Raw genomic sequence first — 19,988 nt, 5'->3', positions numbered from 1 at the left:
TGCGGCGATGAGGATCGCCGTCGTCGCCATCACGCGCCACGGCATCGCGCTCGCCGGGCGCGTGGTCGCCGCCCTGCCCGGCGCCCGCCTCTTCGCGCCGGCGAAGTTCCGTGGTGAAGCCGCGAACGCCGCCGGAGATGCCGCGCAGTGCTACGAAGGCAAGGTCGGCGACCAGGTGCCGGCGCTCTTCGCCGCCTTCGACGGCATCGTCGCCATCGTCTCGCTTGGTGCCGTCGTCCGCCTGATCGCGCCGCACCTGCAAGGCAAGGAGGCTGACCCGGCGGTCGTCGTCGTCGACGAGGCCGGCCGTTTCGCAATTCCGGTACTCTCGGGCCACCTCGGCGGCGCCAACGCGCTCGCCGGCCACCTCGCCACCGCGCTCGGCGCGACCGCCGTGCTGACCACCGCATCGGACGCCCGCGCGACGATCGCCGTCGACCTGCTCGGCCGCGAACTCGGCTGGGAGCTCGCGGCGACACACGGTGAACTGGTGCATTGCAGCGCCGCGATGGTCAACGACGAGCCGGTGGCGCTGGTGCAGGAGGCGGGCGACGGGGACTGGTGGGTCCATCATGCCAACGGCCGCGACGGGCCGCTGCCGGCCAACGTCGTGCGCTTCGAGCGGCTCGAGGAGGTCACCCTCGACGACTTCGCCGCCGTGCTCTGGATCAGCCGCCGCATCATGCCCGCCGCCCTCGCCGCGCGCCTGGCCGGCCGCTGCGTCACCTACCGTCCGCCGGCATGACGACGCCGCCGGCAAACATGGCGCCGCCGCTGGCGCTTGGACTCGGCTGCGACCGCGGCACCCCGGCGACAACGATCGCGCAGGCGATCGCCGAAGCCCTCGCCGCCTGCGGCGGCGGACTCGCCGACGTGCGCGCCGTCGCCTCGATCGACCTCAAGGCCGGCGAAGCCGGACTGGCGGCCGTGGCACGCGACAACGGCTGGACGATCGTCTTCCACCCGGCCAGCGAACTCGCCGCCGTCGAGGTTCCCAACCCGTCGGAGACCGTCCGCCGGCACACCGGCACGCCGTCGGTCTCGGAGGCGGCGGCCCTGCTCGCCGCCGGCGCCGACTGCCGCCACCTGCTCGTCGAAAAGCACAAGCTGCGCGGCGCCGACGGCCGCAACGCCACCGTCTCCATCGCCAGGATCCCCGCATGACGCCAGACGCCCCCACCGCAACCGCCATGCCGACAGGCAAGATCATGCTCGTCGGCCTCGGACCCGGCAGCCTCGGCCACCTGACCGCGCGCGCGCGCGCGGCGATCGCCGAAGCCGACACGGTAATCGGCTACACCACCTACATCCGCCTCGTCGCTGACCTGCTGGCCGGCAAGGAGGTGATCCGCAAATCGATGACCGAGGAACTCGATCGCGCCATCGAGGCGCTCGACCGCGCCCGCCAGGGCCGCAAGGTGGCGATCGTCTCCTCCGGCGACGCCGGCGTGTACGGCATGGCCGGACCGACCTTCGAAGTGCTCTTCGACGCCGGCTGGACCCCCGAATCGGCGATCGAGGTCGAAATCATCCCCGGCGCCTCGGCACTCAACACCTGTGCCGCGCTCGTCGGCGCACCGCTGACGCACGATTTCTGCGCCATCTCGCTCTCCGATTTGCTGACACCCTGGCCGACGATCGCCCGCCGCCTCGACGCCGTCGCCTACGCCGATTTCGTCGTCGCCCTGTACAACCCGAAGAGCGGGCGACGGACGCGGCAGATCGCCGAGGCGCAGCGCATCTTCCTGCGTCACCGCGATCCGCAAACGCCGGTGGCGATCGTCAAGTCGGCCTACCGGCCGAAGCAGCGGGTCGAGTTCAGCACCCTCGAGCGAATGGGCGACGCCGACATCGGGATGCTGACGACGGTACTGATCGGCAACTCGAACACCTTCGTCCGCGACGGGCTGATGATCACGCCACGCGGCTACGCCAACAAGTACGCCGTCGAGGACGGCGAGCGCGCCACGCGCGACGGCGAGCAGGCCGGCCGCTCGCTGTCGACCGGACTCGACGGCTGGATCGAGACGATCCAGCAGAGCGGTCGCTCGGCCGCCGATCTGGCGCGCGAATACCGCCTGCCGGCCGACTACATCCAGTCGGTACTCGACACGCCGCTCGACGAAGCGGCGGACTGAGGCGCACAGCGCCAGCCGATCTGGCAATACGGTGACAGTATATGAATTGCGCCGCCGTGACTGCCAGGCGCCGTGCAAGCCAACCCCAATAGCGGCGTCCGCGGCGCCCAGGTTTCTGTTTCGATCGCGCCTGCAAGGCTGTGCACACAGATGAAAAGCGCTGGCAGCCGTTTCGACTGCCTTGATCCCGGGGGCTTCTGCTCCCGGAAAGGCTCGCGCCGAGCAGCTGAATCAAAACCAAGCCGGTCAGCCGGTGGCCGAGCGACGCCGGCGATCAGGGCGCGATCGTCGGCGAAAGAAAATTTCATATACTGTCACTGAATTGGACGTAGCGGAAGAGCGAAATCCGCTTCGCCGCTGCGGGCAACCGGCGGCCACCAGCAGTCCTGGCTCGGCGGCGCCCGCCGGCGCTGCCGTGCATGCGATAATTCGGCCCTTGGCGGTCTGCGTTACCGCCATCAATAGCGCCGGCGAGTCGTCGGCCACGAGTGGCACCGTAAGTCGCGAGGGCTTCCGCCTCGCGACGGTTGATGAAATCGGGAGAAGTCGATCACCACTGCAGCGCCCCTGATGCGCCGCGCCGTCCTGTCGCCCGTCCGGCGCCGGGCCCGGAGCGGCTGCCGCATGCTCCTGCTGCTCGCCTGTGCGCTCACCCAGGCCGCAGCCGCAGCCGAACTACGCGCTGTGCCGGCACGCCCGCTGCCGGCGGCCGCCGCCGGAACCTCACTCGCTGCCCAACTGGCTGCGCTTGCCGGCCGCCCGGTGATCATCAACTTCTGGGCCTCCTGGTGCGAGCCCTGCCGCGACGAGATGCCGGCGCTGCAGCAGCTCGGCGCTCGCTGGCGCGAGCAGCGGCTGGCCGTGCTGACCGTCGCCGTCGCCGATCAGCGGGCACGGCTCGACGCATTCCTGACGGCACACGCCATCGACCTGCCGGTGATCGACGATCGCGAACAGCAACTCAGCCGCACCTTGGGCATCCGCTTGCTGCCGACCACCCTCGTCCTGGACCACCAGCACCGCACCCGCCTGCGCGCCGAGGGGGCCATCGACTGGCATTCGGCGGCCGTCAGCCGGCGCTTGCGCAGCGTCCTCGAGCGGCCGCCGCGATGAAGCGCGCCCTGTGGCGAGGGTGCCGGCCACCGGCGCGTGGACGCCGTCGGCGGGCGCTCGACCGCACCGGTAGAGCCATCGCCCCGCGCGCATTGCCCAGTCCTCGCGAACCCGCGACGTCGCCCGACCGCAGCGCGCTCGCCAGAAACCGCCCGGTTCCCCGTGCGTCGCTGCGGCGACCGGTCCGTTCACCCACTCAGGAGACCCATCATGGATCGTCGTGATTTCCTCAAGACCGCCACCCTCTTCAGCATCGCCGGCTCTGCTGCCTGGCGGCCGGCGCGCGCCGAACAAGAGTTCTTCGACCCCGACCCGGCCAACGGCTGGCGAGTCTTCGAAGTCAACATGCGCGCCGAAGTCGCCCGCGGCGGGAGCGAGACACGCGTCTGGCTGCCGTTGCCCTCGCTCGATGAAGCCGCCTGGATCAGGCCGATGGGCAACCTCTGGCAGGGCAACGCGGCGACCATGCAGATCGCGCGCGACCCGGTTTACGGCGTAGAGATGCTCGTCGCCACATGGGACGCCGCAGCCGGTGCACCGGTCGTCGAGGTGACCAGCCGCATCGCTACCCGCGACCGCGCGATCGACTTCAGCCAGCCCGGCCCGGTGAAGCCTCTCGACGGGGCGGCGCTCAGGCTTTACACCGGGCCGACCGAGCTGCTGCCAACCGACGGCATCGTCCGCCGCACAGCGAGCGAGATCACCCGTGGCGCGCGCAGCGACATCGACAAGGCGCGCGCCATTTACGAGTGGGTCGTCGACCACACCGCCCGCAACCCGAAGACCCGCGGCTGCGGCGTCGGCGACATCCGCGCGATGCTCGAGAGCGGTGACCTCAGCGGCAAATGCGCCGACCTCAACGCGCTCTACGTCGGCCTCGCGCGCGCCGCCGGACTGCCGGCGCGGGACGTATACGGCATCCGCATCGCCGATTCGCGCTTCGGCTACAGGAGCCTCGGCAAGTCCGGCGAGATCAGCAAGGCGCAGCATTGCCGCGCCGAAGTCTGGCTGGCGGACTTCGGCTGGGTGCCGGTCGATCCGGCCGACGTGCGCAAGGTGGTTCTCGAGGAAAAGCCCGGGCTCACACTGCAGGACGAAGTCGTCGTCGCCGTCCGCAGGAAGCTCTTCGGCACCTGGGAGATGAACTGGCTGGCGTACAACACCGCGCACGACATCAGACTCCCCGGCTCGAGCGGGCCGAAGATTCCCTTCCTGATGTATCCCCAGGGGGAGAACGCCAACGGCCGCTTCGACAGCCTCGACCCGGAGAGCTTCCGCTACCGCATCAGCTCGCGCGAAGTGGCAGCGTGATCATGGCGCAGGTCGGTAATGGCGACCACGCTGACCTGAGATTCTCGAAATCCCGATGAAGCACAACTGTTTCCGCAGCCTGTTCCACTCTGAGCACCCCAGATCGCAGGAATTTCAAAAGTACGCCGCATGCTTCACTTGCCTGGTGGTGCTCCTGGTGGGAGACGGTGCGCGGCATGGGCCGCGCCAGCAACGGCGACGGTGTCTGCATCTCTGGCACCGTTCGCGCTCCAAGATACCGTTCTGTCGCCGACCCCCCCACTCCGCCGGATCACACGCAGTGACGAGCATCCAGGCGAGCGGCGTTGGCGTTCGGAATTGAATATACTGTCCCCCAAAATGCCACTGTCCCCCAAAATGCCACTGGCCGGTACGCCGATCGACGAGTTGCGGGTCACGCTCGCTGCGACGAGCGTAACGGCCACTGTCATCGACAATCTTCAGGTGACAGCCGCCGCCGTCCCCGAACCCGGTGCGCTCGCGCTGCTCGGCCTCGGCCTCTCCGGTCTGGCGGCAACGCGCAGGCGGCAGCGATAAGCGCAAGGCTTGCGAAAAACAGTGACAGTATAGGAAATTGCGCCGTCCGTTGATCGTCTCGACAGGGCGGCGCTCAAGCTCTACACCGGTCCGAAGCAGCTGCTGTCAACCGACGGCATCGTCCGCCGGACAGCGAGCGAGATCCCCCGTGGCGCGCGCAGCGACATCGACAAGGCACGCGCCATCTACGAGTGTGTCGTCGACCACACCGCGCACGACATCAGCCTCCCCGGCTCAATCGGGTCGAAGATTCCCTTCCTGATGTATCCACAGGGCGAGAACGCCAACGGCCGCTTCGACAGCCTCGACCCGGAAAGCTTCCGCTACCGCATCAGCTCGCGCGAAGCTACGGCCTGAGAACGGCGCCGCTCGATGGCAGCCGGATACTGGCGCTCTGTATCGTCAGACATGCTGTCGCCTGATTTCGCGCCCCCCACTCGCAGGAGCAACCGCACGGACAAGGGTCGAGGCAAACCGGCTCGATGTCCTGACCACGAAGAATGCCCCGCCAAGGGAATCAACGTGTCGGATTTTCTTACAGAAAGCTGCGAGGTTTCTTTCAGATACGCCAAGAATCAGTGACTTGCCGATATAGCATGATTCGTGCTTTGTATAGTTCGGACAAGATGCTCCCGATTGACACCGACCACGGAGACTACCATGACAGCAGGAAAACACCTCGCAGCGATGCTTGCCGCGATCGGCATCTTCGCGGCCTCGATCGCCACCGTCCCCGCTCATGCCGCGACCGTAAACGCCTTGGGTTTCAGTTCCGGCGGCCTGACCTGCAGCTTCTTTCCCTGCACGGCCAGTGTCCCGATTGGCGGTGGGAACCTCGCGGCCACGACTCCGGCCGGTTATCAGGCTATCGGCTTCAACAGCTTCATGGTTCATGACTTCGCGGGGGGCGATCCGGCCGGCCCGTCCACGTTCACCGCCAGCAACTTGCCGGCACACAGCAGTCTGAACCTGAGCTTCCTGCTGGCGATCATCGACAGCTGGGACGGGTCGACCACAGCCGGCGGTTCAGTTCCTCCGGATGTCTTCAACATCACGGTGGATGGTGTGTCGGTCTATGCGCACACCTATGACAATTTCTTGACCAGCGACCAGTCGGCGTCGACCGCCAACCAGATGAGCTTTGGCTCGAATCTCGGCTTCAGCCCCGGGTGGAACGACTCGGCCTACGACTTCACGGGCAGCAACGCCTTGCTCAACATCCCGCACAGCGCAAGTTCCGTCATTGTCGAGTTTTTCGCCAGCGGCAGCGGCTGGCAGGGCGGAACCATTGACGGAGGCGACGAGTCCTTCGGCCTGGACCGGATCCTGATCAGCATCAACACGACCAACGACATTCCGGAACCGGGTTCGCTGGCCCTGCTCGGTATCGCATTCGCCGGTCTCGCCGCGCGCGGCCGTTGGTCGGCAAGTGCAAATCGGTGACAGTATATGAATTGAGCCGCTGAACCTTGCGCAGCTGAATGGGCCGCGCTGCGCGGACCCGCGGTTTCCATCCTGTTGTCAAGCGGCGCGAATCGGTCAGACCGTTCGCGCCGCTTTCGTTTGGCATGTCGCTCGCCGGCGAGCGACGAACGTCGGGCGAGGCAAACGCCGTGTCACAGTCCGCAAGAATCACGGCGGTCGCCGGGAATTGCAGTGTCCGGCGCACCACAGCACACACGCCATCTGGCTGCCCGCGTTCGGTCGGGCGAAAGATGTTCTCCGGCTGTGCCCCCAGATTCGCCGAATCAGAGGCGGCTGATGATCTCGTCGGCCATCGCGCTCGTGCCCAGGCTGCCGCCAAGGTCGGCGGTGCGGGCGCCGGCGCTGATGGTGGCGTCGACTGCCTGTTCGATGGCGGCAGCCTCCGCCTCCAGCGCCAGCGAGTGACGCAGCAGCATTGCGGTGGACAGGATCATGCCAATCGGGTTGGCAATGCCCTTGCCGGCGATGTCGGGCGCCGAACCGTGGATCGGCTCGTAGAGGCCGACGCGGCCCTGGCCAAGGCTGGCGGAGGGCAGCATGCCCATCGAGCCGGCGAGCACCGAGGCTTCGTCGGTCAGGATGTCGCCGAACATGTTCTCCGTCACCACCACGTCCAGCGCCGCCGGGCCGGTGATCAGGCGCATGGCGGCGGTATCGACGAGGACGTGCTCGAGGGCGATTTCCGGGTTCGCCGCGGCGACCTCGACGGCGATCTGCCGCCAGAGCCGCGACGATTCGAGGACGTTCGCCTTGTCCACCGAAGTGAGCCTGCGCTGGCGACCCCTGGCGAGATCGAAAGCCAGTTCCATCACCCGGCGGACCTCGTAATCGTAGTACTCGAGGGTGTCGACGGCGCGCTCGCGGCCGTCCTTGCGGTCACGGCCCTTCGGCCAGCCGAAATAGAGGCCGCCGGTCAACTCGCGAATGACGAGGATATCGACGCCACGCAGCTTTTCCGGCTTCAGCGGCGAGGAATCGATCAGCGCCGGATGCACCTTCACCGGCCGCAGGTTGGCGAAGACGCCGAGTCCCTTGCGCAGCGCGAGGAGTCCCCGCTCGGGGCGATCCTTCGCCGCCGGATCATCCCATTTCGGCCCGCCGACGGCGCCGAGCAGGACGGCATCGGCGGCCTGGCAGTCGGCCAGCGTCTCGTCGGTCAGCGACGAGCCGAAACGGTCGATCGAACAGCCGCCCATCAGGCATTCCTGGTAATCCCAGTGGTGCCCGTAGCGGCCGGCAACGGTGTCGAGGACGCGGACGGCTTCGCGGACCACTTCCGGGCCGATCCCGTCACCGGGGAGCAATACGATTTTTGCTTTCATGATTTTTCCATTTCACGGTGGCGCGACAGCACTGCGCCGGGACACGAGCGGGCCAAGGGCAACGCAATCATTGCGCCACCGACAGGCCATACTCGACGGCATCGACCAGCGCCTGCCACGATGCCTCGATGATGTTGGCGCTGGCACCGACCGTACTCCAGACCCTGTCGGCACTACGGGTGTCGATCAGCACGCGGGTGATCGCCTGCGTGCCGTCGCGACCGTCCAGGATGCGGACCTTGTAGTCCGCCAGATGGAAGCTGGCGATCTCCGGGTAGTGCCCGAGCAGCGCCTTGCGCAAGGCGATGTCGAGGGCGTTCACCGGGCCGTTGCCCTCGGCGGCGGTGTGCAGCACCTCGCCATTCACCTTCACCTTGACCATCGCCTCGGCGAAGATGCCGCGGCCCTGTCGGTGCTCGACGTTGACCAGGAAATCGACCAGCTCGAACGGCGCCGCGTAGTCCGGTTGCTGCCGCTTGAGCATCATGGCGACCGACGCCTCGGCGGCTTCGAAGGAGAAGCCGCGTGCCTCGAGTTCCTTGACCTCGTTGAGCACGCCGACGACGTCGTCGACGCTGGCGACGTCGACACCGTGTTCCTCGGCCTTGCTGAGGATGTTGGCGCGCCCGGAAAGCGCCGAGACGACGACCCGCATGCGGTTGCCGACCCGTTCCGGCGCGACATGCTGGTACGACTGCTCCGAGCGGCGCATCGCCGCGACATGGACGCCGCCCTTGTGCGCAAAGGCGCTCCGGCCGACGTACGGCAGGTGGTCGTTGGGCGCGATGTTGGCCACCTCGTCGACCACGTGCGACAGCTCGTACAACTTCTGCAGACGGCCTTCCGGCAGGCAGCGGCGCCCCATCTTGAGCTCCAGGTTGGCCATCACCGAGCACAGGTTGGCGTTGCCGCAACGTTCGCCGACGCCGTTGATCGTTCCCTGCACCTGCACCGCACCCAGTCGCACAGCCGTCAGCGCGTTGATCACCGCACAGTCGCCGTCGTTGTGGGTATGGATGCCGAACGGGTGAGCGATCGAGTCTCGCATCTCGCCGATCGTCTTCTCGACCTCCCACGGCATGCTGCCGCCGTTGGTGTCGCAGAGGACGACCGTCTCGGCACCACCGCGAATCGCCGCCTGCAGCGTCGCCAGCGCGTACAGCGGATCGGCCCGATAGCCGTCGAAGAAGTGCTCGGCGTCATAGATGACGCGCCGGCCGGCTGCGCGCAGGTAGGCGACCGACTGTTCGATGATGCGCAGGTTGTCGTCGAGCGTCGTCAGCAGGACGTCGGTCACGTGCAGCGTCCAGGTCTTGCCGAAGATCGTGCACACTTGGGTCCGTGCGTCGAGCAGCGCGCGGATATTGGCGTCCTCTTCTGGACCGCCCTTGACCCGGCAGGTCGAGCCGAAGGCCGTGATCAGCGCGTTCTTCCATTCGATGTCACGCGCCCGCTCGAAGAACTCGGCGTCCTCGGGATTCGAGCCGGGCCAGCCCCCCTCGATGAAGGCCACACCGAGATCGTCCAGCCGCTGCGCGAGGCGGATCTTGCTGTGACCGGACAGGGAAAAGCCCTCGCTCTGGGTCCCATCGCGCAGGGTGGTGTCGTAAATCTGGACGGCAGGCATCAGCTCAGCTCCGGGCCTCGAAGGCGGCAATTTCGGCCGCGCAGCCGACAATGTCACCCAGCTCGTCGACGCCGTTGAGAAGACAGGTCTTGTTGCAGAGTGTTGTTGACATGAGCAGTCGGTGACAGTGGGAAGAACCGCGACTCGCGGCCGATGGCCGGAGATCATGGCACGCGCAGCGACCCGTTTTCTGGCTGCTCCCTGCGGCAGCTTCGTGCGGATCGGCGCGGATGCGGATTTTCCCATGCTTTGCCGATTGGCGATAGCCGGCAACGCGACGTCGCGCAGCGGCCAACGGCCGCGCGGGAGCCACGCCCCCCGCGCCAGCAGTCGGCGTCTGCACCGCCGCGGCGCCCCCGCTGGCAGCGCCCTCGTCACGAAACCGGACCGGCAACCGGGTGGCTGCAACCCTTTGCCGGGCCGGAGCGGAACACCGGGCGCGGCCGGGCCGTCGAAGTGATCATGGCGACGACTGCGCCGAGGCCGTCCGCCAGAGCGCAGCGGACGCCGGCCGCACCGCCACCGGGCGGCGCCAGGCTGGCCCGCGTGGTGTCGCCGCAGGCGCCCACGAGCGTCCACTCTCGGCGTTTCATCGATCGAGGAGAAGGATCATGAGCACCGCACTCAGTGGCATCGCCATCGATGCCGCCTGCCGGCTGACCGCCGGCAAGGCGCAGTATCAGACCCCGACCGTCGTGACCTCACCGCAGTCACCACACGTCGGCCCGGACTTCGCCGGCCCGTTCTCGACCCCCGAACCCGGGCCCAATCCAGCCATCGAAGTCAAGCAGGAGTGGACCGCGATGCGCATCGACGCCAGACGCGATCTCTTGGCCGATGTGGCGATCGCGGTCCTCGACACGATCGCCAGCTTCAACCCGCGCACCGCGAGCGGCGCCCGCGAAGCGCTGGCAGCGGTGATCGCGTTCAAGGATCGCCTGATCGGCCTGCTCGAGGAGGGCACCTGGACGATCAGCCAGGACTGGTCGTTCGATTTCAAGATCGAGGGCAGCCACTGCTGCATCGTGCAGCCGACACTGATGGCGCGGGCGTGGAAGAACGACGCCTACTTCAAGTGGGACGTTCGCCTGGAAACCCGGCTGAATGGCGCCTCGGTCGTGGCCGAGGACCATTCGCGCGACGAGACGCGCGCGCTGAGCGTGATCGGACTCGCCCCCGAACCGGTTTTCGCATCGATGGCACAACCAGGGGTCAACACCGTCACCCAGTCGATCACCGCCAACGTCCGCTTCCAGGGATACATGGACGAATTCCGCGACACCCTGGCGGCACTCGAACGGGCGGTATCCTTCCTGGGCGAGCAAATCCAGAAGATCTGGGAGTGGTTCAGCGAACGCCTCGACGAGATCATGTCCGACGACAGCAAGACGGATCAGGAGAAGCAGGAGGAGGAACGGCGCGCCGAGCAGGAAAGGGTGCGCCGCGAGCGCCGCGCCGCCGAGCGCGGCGCCGAGCTCGCCGAGCAGGCAAAACCGTCGGCAACCTCGGCCATCAATCGGCTGCGCACGCACATCGCGTATTTCGACGTCGACTACAGCCGCGTGCGCGTCACCGGAGTCAGCGGCAGCCTCGAGCAGAACCAGGGCCTGATCGATCGCAACCAGCGCAATGCCAGTACCGAGAACCGGATCAAGGACGGCGAGCAGCGGCTGCGCGATGCGCTCGAGCTGCCGCCGGCCGGCGCACGCGGCGAACTGCCCCTGCGCGGCATCGACGAGCGCTTGCGCCAGGAACTCGCCGTCTGGTCATACAGGGAAGTCCTGAGCCACCAACTGGCAATCCGCCGCCTGGTCTTCGAGCGGCTGCCGCACGGCGAAGACTGAAGTCCCGGCCGGCGCGCAGCCTCTGCATTGACGAGGCCGGGGCAGCGCGACGAACGCGGAAGGCGGCGACGGGCCAGTCAGCAGCCGGATCCCGGACGCAGGCACGGTGTTACGATTGACCATCGTCAGCATTGCGCCCGTTCGGAATCCCAGGATGTCCCCCGTCGTCGATGACCGCGACCCGCCGCCGCCCGCCGGTGTCACCGGCGCCGGCGACGCCCGGCGCCCCGCCGTGCAGCCACTGCCGCGGCCGCCAGCCGCGACCGTCGTCCTGGTGCATGGCTTGTGGACGCCGTCGGCGGTCTGCAGCCTGCACGCCCGCTGGCTGGCGCAGCGGGGCTACCGCACGCGACGTTTCGGCTACCCGAGCGTCCGCGGAACGCTGGCGGAAAATGCCGAAAGGCTGCAGCGCTTCGTCGCCGCGACACGGGCGCGCGACATCCACCTCGTCGGTCACAGCCTCGGTGGCCTGCTGATCCTCGAGATGCTCGCACGGGCAAGCGAGCCCCGGTTGCAGCGTGTCGTCCTGCTCGGCACCCCTTGCCAGGGCAGCCATTGCGCCCACAGGCTGGCTACGGTGCCCGGGATGCCCACACTGCTCGGGCGCTCGATCATGCAGTGGCTGGCAAGGCCGGCAGGCTGGGCAACGGCGCCGGCGACGGGGACGGTCGGCGTCATCGCCGGCACGCGCAGCTGCGGCCTCGGCCGCGTCGTTCCGGGGTTGCCGCGACCGAACGACGGCGTCGTGACGCTGGCGGAAACGCGGCTGCCCGGCACTGCCGATTTCCTGACGCTGCCGCTGGCGCACTCGCAACTGCTCGTCGCCCGATCTTGCGCGCAGCAGATCGCGTCCTTCCTCGACAGCGGCCGTTTCCAGCATGCGCTGGCGCCGTAGGGCGGCGCCGCGGCGCGCTGCCGCCGTCCTGCTGGCTGCCGGCGTGGCTGCCGGCGTCACTGCCTGCGGCCAGATCGGCTACTACGGCCAGGCGATCGGCGGCCATCTCGAGCTGATGCGGGCGCGAACGCCGATCGACGAACTGCTGCGCGCACCGGCGACCGATCCCGATCTCCGGCTCCGGCTGGCCGAGGTGCAGGCGATCCGCGACTTTGCCAGCCGCGACCTCGGCCTGCCGGACAACGGCAGCTATCGCAGCTACGCCGACCTCGGTCGCCCCTACGTCGTCTGGAACGTCTTCGCCGCGCCGGAACTGTCGCTGCGGGCGAAGGAGTGGTGCATGCCGATGGTCGGCTGCGTCAATTACCGGGGCTACTACGACCGGCGCGCTGCCGAGGCGCTCGCCACCGAGCTGCGGCAGGACGGCTACGACACCTTCGTTGCCGGCGTGCCCGCCTATTCGACCCTCGGTCACTTCGACGACCCGGTGCTCAACACCTTCCTGCAGCAGGGAACACTGGCGGTCGCGCGCACCGTCTTTCACGAGCTGGCGCACCAGACCGTCTTCGTACCGGGCGATACCCGCTTCAACGAGTCGTTCGCGACGGCCGTCGAGGAAGAGGGGCTGCGACGCTGGCTGCGCGAACACGGCAACGACGAGCTGCGGGCAGCCGACGCGACACAACGGCAGCGGCGAGCAGCCTGGCTGGCACTTCTGCACAGCCATCGCGAGCGTCTCGCCGTGCTCTACGCGAGCGAGCTGCCGTCCGCCGAGAAGCGCGCTGCCAAGGCGGCGTCGTTCGCCGCGCTGCGCCGGGAGCGGTCCGCCCTGCTGGCGGAATGGAGCGGCCAGGCGGGCGACGAGCGCACGGTCGGCGACGATCTGAACAACGCCCGGCTGGCCTCGCTGGCGCTCTACAGTGAGCTGGTGCCAGCCTTCGAGCGGCTTCTCGCCAGCCAGGATGGCGACCTGCCGCGCTTCTACCGCGAGGTCGCCGGCCTCGCCGCTCTCGCCGCGAGTGAGCGGCAAGCCGCGTTGGAAGCCATGCTGCTGCCAGAAAAGCCCGGCCGCGGGCGCGAGCGCGAAGTCGCCCGCGGCAGCCAGGACGGAAACAGTTTGCCAGGCCGTTAAGCATTATTCTAGAATCTTCTTACGAGATGGTCGCAGCCACTGGTTCCGACACAGGGAGGAGTTCCCATGCACATGGCAGACGCACTGATTTCGCCGCTGGTCGGCGGCGTGATGTGGGCGGCCACGGCCGGCATCACCGTTTACAGCGCACGCAAGCTGAAGGCTGACGGTGACGACCGCATCGTGCCGCTGATGGGGGTGCTCGGAGCCTTCGTCTTCGCCGCACAGATGATCAACTTCAGCATTCCGGGCACCGGTTCGAGCGGCCACCTTGGCGGCGGCATGCTCCTCAGCATCCTGCTCGGTCCGTACGCCGCCTTCCTGACGCTGGCGTCGGTGCTCAGCGTGCAGGCGCTGTTCTTCGCCGATGGCGGCCTGCTCGCACTCGGCTGCAACATCTTCAATCTCGCCTTCTTTCCCTGCTTCATCGCCTACCCGCTGATCTACCGGCCGATTGCCGGCACGCAGGTCGCCGGGAAACGCGTCGTCGCCGGGTCGCTGGTCGCCGCGATCGTCGGCCTGCAACTCGGCGCCGCCGGCGTCGTTCTCGAGACTTGGTTCTCGGGGATCTCCGACCTGCCCTTCGCCACCTTCCTGCTGCTGATGCTGCCGATCCATCTGGCGATCGGCATCATCGAGGGGCTGCTGACGGCGGCCGTCGTCAACTTCGTCGGCCGTGCGCGCCCCGAGTTCCTGGCCGTCGCTGCCAGCGGCCGGCAGCTGCCGCCGCATGGCGGCGGCAGGCTGCTTGCGGGTCTGCTGTTGCTGACCGCACTCACCGGCGGACTGCTCTCCTGGTTCGCATCGTCACGGCACGACGGGCTCGAATGGGCGATCTTTCACAGCACCGGCAAGGAAGCGCTGCCGACGCCGGTGAGCGAAGCGCATTCGCTGGCCGCGGCGCTGCAGGAGAGGACCGCGCTGCTCCCCGATTACGGCTTCCGGCAGGCGGCGGAGAGCGGCGACGCGACCGCTGCCGGCGAGGTCGCCGGAACGGTCGGCGAGATCGAGAAGGCGTGGCCCGACGTCAACGCCGGAACATCCTTCTCCGGCCTCATCGGGGCGACCATCAGCCTGCTGCTCGCCGGCCTGCTCGGCTTCGTCCTGCTGCGGCTCCGGCAGCGGCCCTAGGCGGCCGGAACCGCGCCCGACCGCGCCCACCGGCTCCGCCCGGTGGCTGGCGGCAGCGCTGTTCGGCGCAAAGAAAAGCGGCAGCCATGACCCGGATCGACGCCGCGTCTTCGCACCTGAGTCACCTCGACAGCCTCGCGTACCGGGATTCGCCGATCCATCGCCTGGATCCGCGGGTCAAGCTGATCACCACCCTGCTCTTCATCGTCTGCGTGGTGTCCTTCGCCAAGTACGAAGTCTCGGCACTGCTGCCCTTCGCCATCTACCCGCTCATTCTGCTCGCGCTGGCGCGGCTGCCACCCGGCTACATCCTGCGCCATCTGCTGCTGGCGGTACCGTTTGCGCTCTGCATCGGCCTCTTCAATCCGCTGTTCGACCGCGCCACCCTGCTGCATGTCGGGTCGATCGGGATCTCCGGCGGCTGGATCTCCTTCGCGTCGATCATGCTCCGCTTCGTCCTCACGGTCAGTACCGCACTGATCCTCGTCGCCAGCACCGGTTTCGATTCGCTCTGCCTGGCGCTTGCCAGACTCGGCGTGCCGCGCCCCTTCGTCGTCCAGCTGCTGCTGCTCTACCGTTACCTCTTCGTTCTCGTCGATGAGGCGATGCGGCTGTCGCGGGCACGCGCGCAGCGCTCATTCGGTCGCCGCGGCATGGAACTGTCGGTCGTCGCCAGCCTGCTGGCGCAACTGCTGCTGCGGACGCTCGATCGCGCGCAGCGCATCTACCTGGCAATGCAGTGCCGTGGCTTCGACGGCGAAATCCGCCTGCTGCGCCCGTTGCGCATCGGCGGGCGCGATGTCGCCTTCCTGACTGGCTGGACGGCAGTCCTTCTCGGCCTGCGCTTCCTCGACCCGGCACCCGCACTCGGCCACGCCTTCGGCGAGCTGCTGCCGTGGTGACGCAAGCCCTCGTCGCCGTCAGCGATCTGCGGCATGCCTACGCCGATGGCCAGACGGCGCTGCACGGCGTCTCGTTCGAGGTCGGCAGCGGCGAGAAGCTGGCGATCGTCGGCGCCAACGGCGCCGGCAAATCGACCACCCTGCTGCATCTCGCCGGCTGCCTGCTGCCCCAGGCCGGCAGCGTGCGCATCGCCGATCTCCCGCTCTGCCGCGAGAATCTGCCGCAGCTGCGCCGCCGTGTCGGCATGCTCTTCCAGAACCCCGACGATCAGCTCTTCATGCCGCGGGTCTGTGACGACGTCGCCTTCGGCCCGGCGAACCTGGGGTTGCCGGCGGAAGAAGTCAACGCGCGGGTGATGCAGGCGCTCGCCGTCGTCGGCGCGACGCATCTGGCGCAACGCCAGCCGCACCGGCTGTCGACCGGCGAGAAGCGCTCCGTCGCCATCGCCGCAGTCCTGGCGCTGTCGCCGACGATCCTCCTCATGGATGAGCCGACGTCCAGCCTCGATCCCGCTTCGCGGCGGCAACTCATCGAGCTGCTGCAGACTTTCGAGCAGACCCTGATCATCGCCACGCACGATCTCGACATGGTGCTCGATCTCTGCCCGCGGACGCTGGTCCTCGGTGAAGGACGAATCATTGCCGACGGTGCCAGCGCCGTCCTCCTGCAGGATGCGGCACTACTGGCGACCGCTCGTCTCGAGAAGCCGTTGCGCCTGCAGGCTTGCCCCTCGTGCAGCGGCGCCGGTGCACGGCCGGCGCCCGGGCCGCACGGGTTGAACCGTCGGTAGGCCGTGGACACGCTGCCAGCCTTGCGGCAGACGTGCGGAGAAGTGACGCGCGCCGAAACACAAAGCACCTCCAGACGCTGCGCCGCATAGCGGATCAGACCGGACCGACGGAAGCGTGGCCGAGCGACGCCGCCGCCCGCGCTACCCAGGGGCGCTCGAGCGGCAGGTCGGCCGCGCTGATCCGCGAGCCGTCCGGCGCGGTGTAGGTTTCGCTGAAGGCTCCTGGCGAAACGGTACGCACCTCGCGCTCGCGGCTTTCGCGATGACCGGAGACCAGCAGGAAAACGCCACCTTCCGTATCGAGATGCAGGTCACCGACGCGTGCCGGTCCGGGCACGAAGACGGCACACATCATCTCCTTGGTACGCAGGTGCAGGCCAAACCCGGCAATGCCGGTCGCCGCATCCGCCAGCACCGCCAGCGATCGCGCGGCGTAGGCGCAAGTCGAGTCATAGCGGTCATCGAGGCCGATTTGCTGCGCGCGCTCGAGCACGAGCCGCACCCGTGCGACCGAGTCCAGCGCTGCCGGGCCACCCATGCCCTGCACGAAGCGCTGCAGCTCGTTCGCCTGCTCGGGAGTCGGACGATTGAAGATGATGATCCCTTCGCCGCCACTGCCGACCCCCTGAAAGGTCGCGTCCTCATAGTTGAAAAAGACGACACCGCGCGGCACCGATCCGTCCGTGCCGACGATCGGCCTTCCACGCCAGTCTTCGAGCGGCTGCCCGGCCTTCGGATGGGGCATCGCCGCCAAGGGATGCCGCGACCCGTCACGCCGCCGCATGTCCGCCGGGTAACGCTCGGGATAGCGCAACTCCTCACCGGCGAAGGCCGGCAGCGGCAGCACGAAGCGCAATGCCTTGCGCAGATCACGGCTGGGGAGCACCAGGCCCGCCGGATCGAAGCCGATCGCGTCGATGGAAAAACACGGTATCGCTGCTGGGGTACTCATTGCAAGCTTTCTCCCTGTCATGTCCGCTGCGCTTTCAGCATGGCTCGTCCGGGGCAACGGCCTCACCGGCGTAGAGTTCGTGCAGGCGGATGTAGTCCGCCACCTTCGGCGCCAGCCCGGAGGCAGGCCGACCCGCCCGCAGCGCCTGGCGAATCGAAGTCGCTGACAGACCGCGATCGAGGTCGTCGATGGTGTGCACCGGCAAGCCGTCGACCATCGCGGGCAGCGGTGCTCCGTCGTGCCGGTCGTTCGCCAGGATTTCGACACCTGGCGGCCGCAGGCCGACCGGCAAAGCTGCGTACCAGCGCAGCGCATCGCCGCCGAGAATGACGAAGACCAGCGCCGCGGGATGAATCTTCCGGACGCCTGCAAGCAGCTCCCACAACTCGCCGCCACCGAAGCGGTCGTCTGCCTGCACCTGCAGCACACGGATTTGCTCGTCACCGTCGAACAGGAGTCGGGTCATCGCCGCCCGGTGCTCGATCGACTGCATGCGCTTGTAGCGCTGAGACAAATCGGGGACGACGTATACCCGAAGTACGGCATGCCGATCTGCGCGGCGTGCTCGATACCCTCGGTGACGATGCTGCCGCCACCGACGAACACCGCGTAGCCGGCGTGGGCCTCGGCAACGGTGAGCGCGGCCAGCAGGGGCGCAGACCAGTCCTGATGCACTCCAGCGAACACCACCGTGTCGACCAGGTCGATCTCGCCTGCTATGGAACCCTGCTGGATGAAACCGACGATGTCGTAGCCCTGCTGACGCGCCACGCGATGGACGACGAGTTCGAAGCCGATATCGGTGCCGCCGGTAATCAGGATCTCCCGCTCGGGAGACGCCATCTGCGCGACCAGAGCGCGTGCTTCCTCTTCGATCCTCGCTTCGGCAAACGGCGAATGGCCAAACTTCGAGAATCCGGAGACGACGACAGGCCTTCGCTTGCCGATCAGCGTCTCGACGGCGTCGAGCGCCAGGATGCGCTTGCCCCTGCGCTGCAACTCGGCAACGAGCAGCTCAAAGTGCCGGCGGGTATCCTCCGGTTCAGAGCGTGCGACCGCCGGCTCCGGCTGCATGCGGAGCAGCTCCGCACGATCGATCACCTGGTCACGAATGTTGTGGCCATCGAAATACTTGCTGACGAGGTAGCGCGTGGCGCCGTCGATCCGCGTCCTGCCGACGACCGTATAGCCCTCTTCCCGCGTGACCATGCCGATCGGCGGCGGACTCTTCGCCGAGACGCGGCAGGTGGTCGCGATGCCACGCGCGCTCACCCCCCGGACGCGGATGCCGCCGTGCACGTCGATGCTGATCGTCGAATGGGCCCCGGCGCGGCGATGCGAGGTATCCGCCATCAGTCGCAGGAAGCCGTCTGCCCTGAGCGGTCCCGGCAAATCGCCGAAGGGCGAGTGGCCGACGATCTCGGTGTCGATCCCGGCAGCACGCAGATAGGCGATCGCCTCCTCGTCGGGTACGCGGAAATTGCCGCGCTCACGCTGCCGGAACGGGTAGATCAGGCTGACGTCGTTCATGAACAGCGCCCCCGCGCCCTCCCGCGCAGTCGCATCCCAGATCGCATCCGCATAGTGGATGAAGCCGTCGGGAAAGCTGGCCGGCCAACCCGGCGAACGAACCGCCCGCTCGACGAGCCCGATCTGCTGACGCCCATAGGCGTTCAGCGCGATGATCCATTGGCGCGCGTCCGCGATCCGGCTGGTAGCCCCGGGAACGAAGCCGATGTTCGACCGCGAGACGCCACCGTGGTCGATGAGCACGTTGCCGTGCAGGATGGCGATCTGTCCCAGACGCAGGAACTCGAACATCGTTCCACCCGGATGCAGCCGTGCGAGGTAGTCCTCGGCAGCCTCTTCGCGCGACACCGGACGGCCGCGCATTTCGGCGAGCTCGCGCTGGTGGAATGCGAAGGCCTGCGCAGCACCCTGCCGGGTCAGCCAGTACTCGATGCGGCAGTCGAGCGTGTCGCGCTTGCCCCTTTGCTGGCCGCCGGCCCGCTCATCGCCGAGGGCAACGCCGCCCGCGGCCGCAGCGTCGGCCGTCTCCGGCTGCTGCTGCAGCCAGGCTGCGTAATCCGCTGTCCCGAGCGTCAGGCGCGGCAGATCGCGCAGCAAGGCGAGGTTCTTCAGGTCCAGGTTGCCGTAGGTCCAGGCAACGCGATCGGGATGGCGCAATTTGAGCGCGAGCAGCATCTCGACGAGGCGGATCGTGTACGGACCCCGGTCCGTGACATCACCAGCGAAGTACAGGCCGTCGTTCGGGTCGACGAAGTCCAGCACACCATCGATGCAGCTCAGCCTGCCGGCGTCGACCAGATCATCGATCGCGTCGCGCCTGCCCTCGAGGTCGGTGAGCACATGCACCGTGCGGCAGCAGACGGCTGAAACCTGCGGCAACGGATCACTCGGCGCATCTCCGCCGCGCATGGGTGACGGGTACATGAGGTCGAACGCTTCGCTGTTTGGGGATCCGGTTGCACCCGGATGCGGATGGGTGACGCAAGGATAGCAGGCTCTGGCGAACCCTGCGCGGCACGAATGTCGCCAGGATCCGGTCGCGGCGCCGCGCCAGTTGGGGACAAGCCGCCACACGGACAGTGATGCCAGGTCGGACCGCCAGCTGGCAGCGGTCCGCCCATGCCTGGCTTCCGGTTCATGGCACGCCGCCCGGGCGATGCGGGATGCCGACGGGGCGCGCCGTACCGGTGAATCAGCAAAATTGCCACGGCACGGCGGCAGCGAGCGGTCGTGCCGCAGCACATCTGCCGACGAAAATGCGCTACCGTACGCGGACGC

General features: G+C 67.9%; 19 protein-coding genes and 1 pseudogene. 14 read left to right on the top strand and 6 right to left on the bottom strand.

The features are described 5' to 3' along the window. Positions 1–7: 7 nt before the first annotated feature. From V5B60_RS10445 to V5B60_RS10415, 8 genes and pseudogenes are all read left to right on the top strand, one after another. Positions 8–745, top strand: coding sequence for a cobalamin biosynthesis central domain-containing protein (locus V5B60_RS10445; protein ID WP_332350528.1), 738 nt, complete (start codon positions 8–10; stop codon positions 743–745). Further along, on the top strand, positions 742–1,164 hold the full coding sequence (locus V5B60_RS10440; protein ID WP_332346939.1) for a cobalamin biosynthesis protein: 423 nt from the start codon (positions 742–744) through the stop codon (positions 1,162–1,164). Before V5B60_RS10445 ends, V5B60_RS10440 begins: the two co-directional genes overlap by 4 nt. Then, positions 1,161–2,138 (top strand): precorrin-3B C(17)-methyltransferase, encoded by a 978-nt coding sequence (gene cobJ / locus V5B60_RS10435; RefSeq protein ID WP_434735322.1) that lies wholly within the window; start codon positions 1,161–1,163, stop codon positions 2,136–2,138. Before V5B60_RS10440 ends, cobJ begins: the two co-directional genes overlap by 4 nt. A 624-nt stretch (positions 2,139–2,762) precedes the next feature. After that, positions 2,763–3,251: a TlpA family protein disulfide reductase gene (locus V5B60_RS10430; RefSeq protein WP_332346938.1), complete on the top strand. Its 489-nt coding sequence runs from the start codon at positions 2,763–2,765 to the stop codon at positions 3,249–3,251. 210 nt (positions 3,252–3,461) lie between these two features. After that, positions 3,462–4,562 carry a transglutaminase-like domain-containing protein gene (locus V5B60_RS10425; RefSeq protein ID WP_332346937.1) on the top strand — a complete coding sequence of 367 codons (1,101 nt, stop codon included), beginning with the start codon at positions 3,462–3,464 and terminating at the stop codon, positions 4,560–4,562. A 339-nt stretch (positions 4,563–4,901) separates the two neighbouring features. Next, positions 4,902–5,099, top strand: coding sequence for a PEP-CTERM sorting domain-containing protein (locus V5B60_RS10420; protein WP_332346936.1), 198 nt, complete (start codon positions 4,902–4,904; stop codon positions 5,097–5,099). Between the two features lie 210 nt (positions 5,100–5,309). Then, a pseudogene (locus V5B60_RS22205) lies at positions 5,310–5,456 on the top strand (transglutaminase); the annotation flags it as partial. Positions 5,457–5,759: 303 nt separating this feature from the next. Beyond that, entirely contained in the window at positions 5,760–6,542 is a 783-nt protein-coding gene (locus V5B60_RS10415; protein WP_332346935.1) for a PEP-CTERM sorting domain-containing protein, read from the top strand. A gap of 305 nt (positions 6,543–6,847) precedes the next feature. Here the strand turns inward: V5B60_RS10415 and leuB are convergent, their stop codons facing one another. The 3 genes from leuB to V5B60_RS10400 form a co-directional block, all read right to left on the bottom strand. Then, complete coding sequence (gene leuB / locus V5B60_RS10410; RefSeq protein WP_332346934.1) at positions 6,848–7,906, bottom strand: 3-isopropylmalate dehydrogenase; 1,059 nt, start codon at positions 7,904–7,906, stop codon at positions 6,848–6,850. Positions 7,907–7,973: 67 nt separating this feature from the next. Further along, positions 7,974–9,533: a citramalate synthase gene (gene cimA / locus V5B60_RS10405; RefSeq protein WP_332346933.1), complete on the bottom strand. Its 1,560-nt coding sequence runs from the start codon at positions 9,531–9,533 to the stop codon at positions 7,974–7,976. 374 nt (positions 9,534–9,907) lie between these two features. Further along, complete coding sequence (locus V5B60_RS10400) at positions 9,908–10,126, bottom strand: hypothetical protein (protein WP_332346932.1); 219 nt, start codon at positions 10,124–10,126, stop codon at positions 9,908–9,910. A gap of 18 nt (positions 10,127–10,144) precedes the next feature. Here V5B60_RS10400 and V5B60_RS10395 point away from each other — a divergent pair, with 18 nt between their 5' ends. The 6 genes from V5B60_RS10395 (at position 10,145) to V5B60_RS10370 (ending at position 16,228) form a co-directional block, all read left to right on the top strand. After that, positions 10,145–11,377: a hypothetical protein gene (locus V5B60_RS10395; RefSeq protein ID WP_332346931.1), complete on the top strand. Its 1,233-nt coding sequence runs from the start codon at positions 10,145–10,147 to the stop codon at positions 11,375–11,377. A gap of 154 nt (positions 11,378–11,531) precedes the next feature. Then, positions 11,532–12,272, top strand: a complete 741-nt coding sequence (locus tag V5B60_RS10390) for an esterase/lipase family protein (RefSeq protein ID WP_332346930.1) — start codon at positions 11,532–11,534, stop codon at positions 12,270–12,272. Continuing rightward, positions 12,256–13,404 (top strand): aminopeptidase, encoded by a 1,149-nt coding sequence (locus V5B60_RS10385; RefSeq protein WP_332346929.1) that lies wholly within the window; start codon positions 12,256–12,258, stop codon positions 13,402–13,404. The genes V5B60_RS10390 and V5B60_RS10385 overlap by 17 nt, the downstream gene beginning before the upstream one ends. Before the next feature lie 66 nt (positions 13,405–13,470). Next, the gene (locus V5B60_RS10380) at positions 13,471–14,535 is read left to right on the top strand and encodes an energy-coupling factor ABC transporter permease (RefSeq protein ID WP_332346928.1); all 1,065 of its coding nucleotides are present in this window, start codon (positions 13,471–13,473) and stop codon (positions 14,533–14,535) included. A gap of 86 nt (positions 14,536–14,621) precedes the next feature. Next, complete coding sequence (gene cbiQ, locus V5B60_RS10375) at positions 14,622–15,437, top strand: cobalt ECF transporter T component CbiQ (RefSeq protein ID WP_332346927.1); 816 nt, start codon at positions 14,622–14,624, stop codon at positions 15,435–15,437. Further along, positions 15,434–16,228, top strand: a complete 795-nt coding sequence (locus tag V5B60_RS10370; protein ID WP_332346926.1) for an energy-coupling factor ABC transporter ATP-binding protein — start codon at positions 15,434–15,436, stop codon at positions 16,226–16,228. Before cbiQ ends, V5B60_RS10370 begins: the two co-directional genes overlap by 4 nt. Before the next feature lie 94 nt (positions 16,229–16,322). Here the strand turns inward: V5B60_RS10370 and V5B60_RS10365 are convergent, their stop codons facing one another. The 3 genes from V5B60_RS10365 to V5B60_RS10355 are packed head-to-tail and all read right to left on the bottom strand — an operon-like array spanning position 16,323 to position 19,589. Continuing rightward, complete coding sequence (locus V5B60_RS10365; protein WP_332346925.1) at positions 16,323–17,180, bottom strand: hypothetical protein; 858 nt, start codon at positions 17,178–17,180, stop codon at positions 16,323–16,325. Between the two features lie 34 nt (positions 17,181–17,214). Then, complete coding sequence (locus V5B60_RS10360) at positions 17,215–17,646, bottom strand: hypothetical protein (RefSeq protein WP_332346924.1); 432 nt, start codon at positions 17,644–17,646, stop codon at positions 17,215–17,217. Then, a complete protein-coding gene (locus V5B60_RS10355; protein ID WP_332346923.1) occupies positions 17,643–19,589 on the bottom strand; it encodes a metallophosphoesterase in 1,947 nt (648 codons plus the stop codon). The genes V5B60_RS10360 and V5B60_RS10355 overlap by 4 nt, the downstream gene beginning before the upstream one ends. Between the last annotated feature and the right edge of the window lie 399 nt (positions 19,590–19,988).

The organism is Accumulibacter sp., assembly GCF_036625195.1.
In the GTDB taxonomy this organism is placed as follows: domain Bacteria; phylum Pseudomonadota; class Gammaproteobacteria; order Burkholderiales; family Rhodocyclaceae; genus Accumulibacter.
The sequence above is the reverse complement of the archived record's forward strand: the minus strand, read 5'-3'. Positions and strand labels throughout refer to the sequence as shown.

Bases quoted from the DNA above. Each gene is read 5' to 3' on its own strand.
- V5B60_RS10430 (WP_332346938.1), top strand. From the start codon at position 2,763: ATGCTCCTGCTGCTCGCCTGTGCGCTCACCCAGGCCGCAGCCGCAGCC.
- V5B60_RS10365 (WP_332346925.1), bottom strand. From the start codon at position 17,180: ATGAGTACCCCAGCAGCGATACCGTGTTTTTCCATCGACGCGATCGGC.
- cimA (WP_332346933.1), bottom strand. From the start codon at position 9,533: ATGCCTGCCGTCCAGATTTACGACACCACCCTGCGCGATGGGACCCAG.
- V5B60_RS10440 (WP_332346939.1), top strand. From the start codon at position 742: ATGACGACGCCGCCGGCAAACATGGCGCCGCCGCTGGCGCTTGGACTC.
- cbiQ (WP_332346927.1), top strand. From the start codon at position 14,622: ATGACCCGGATCGACGCCGCGTCTTCGCACCTGAGTCACCTCGACAGC.
- leuB (WP_332346934.1), bottom strand. From the start codon at position 7,906: ATGAAAGCAAAAATCGTATTGCTCCCCGGTGACGGGATCGGCCCGGAA.
- V5B60_RS10395 (WP_332346931.1), top strand. From the start codon at position 10,145: ATGAGCACCGCACTCAGTGGCATCGCCATCGATGCCGCCTGCCGGCTG.
- V5B60_RS10445 (WP_332350528.1), top strand. From the start codon at position 8: ATGAGGATCGCCGTCGTCGCCATCACGCGCCACGGCATCGCGCTCGCC.
- cobJ (WP_434735322.1), top strand. From the start codon at position 1,161: ATGACGCCAGACGCCCCCACCGCAACCGCCATGCCGACAGGCAAGATC.
- V5B60_RS10360 (WP_332346924.1), bottom strand. From the start codon at position 17,646: ATGACCCGACTCCTGTTCGACGGTGACGAGCAAATCCGTGTGCTGCAG.
- V5B60_RS10420 (WP_332346936.1), top strand. From the start codon at position 4,902: ATGCCACTGTCCCCCAAAATGCCACTGGCCGGTACGCCGATCGACGAG.
- V5B60_RS10415 (WP_332346935.1), top strand. From the start codon at position 5,760: ATGACAGCAGGAAAACACCTCGCAGCGATGCTTGCCGCGATCGGCATC.
- V5B60_RS10380 (WP_332346928.1), top strand. From the start codon at position 13,471: ATGCACATGGCAGACGCACTGATTTCGCCGCTGGTCGGCGGCGTGATG.
- V5B60_RS10390 (WP_332346930.1), top strand. From the start codon at position 11,532: ATGTCCCCCGTCGTCGATGACCGCGACCCGCCGCCGCCCGCCGGTGTC.
- V5B60_RS10425 (WP_332346937.1), top strand. From the start codon at position 3,462: ATGGATCGTCGTGATTTCCTCAAGACCGCCACCCTCTTCAGCATCGCC.
- V5B60_RS10385 (WP_332346929.1), top strand. From the start codon at position 12,256: ATGCGCTGGCGCCGTAGGGCGGCGCCGCGGCGCGCTGCCGCCGTCCTG.
- V5B60_RS10400 (WP_332346932.1), bottom strand. From the start codon at position 10,126: ATGAAACGCCGAGAGTGGACGCTCGTGGGCGCCTGCGGCGACACCACG.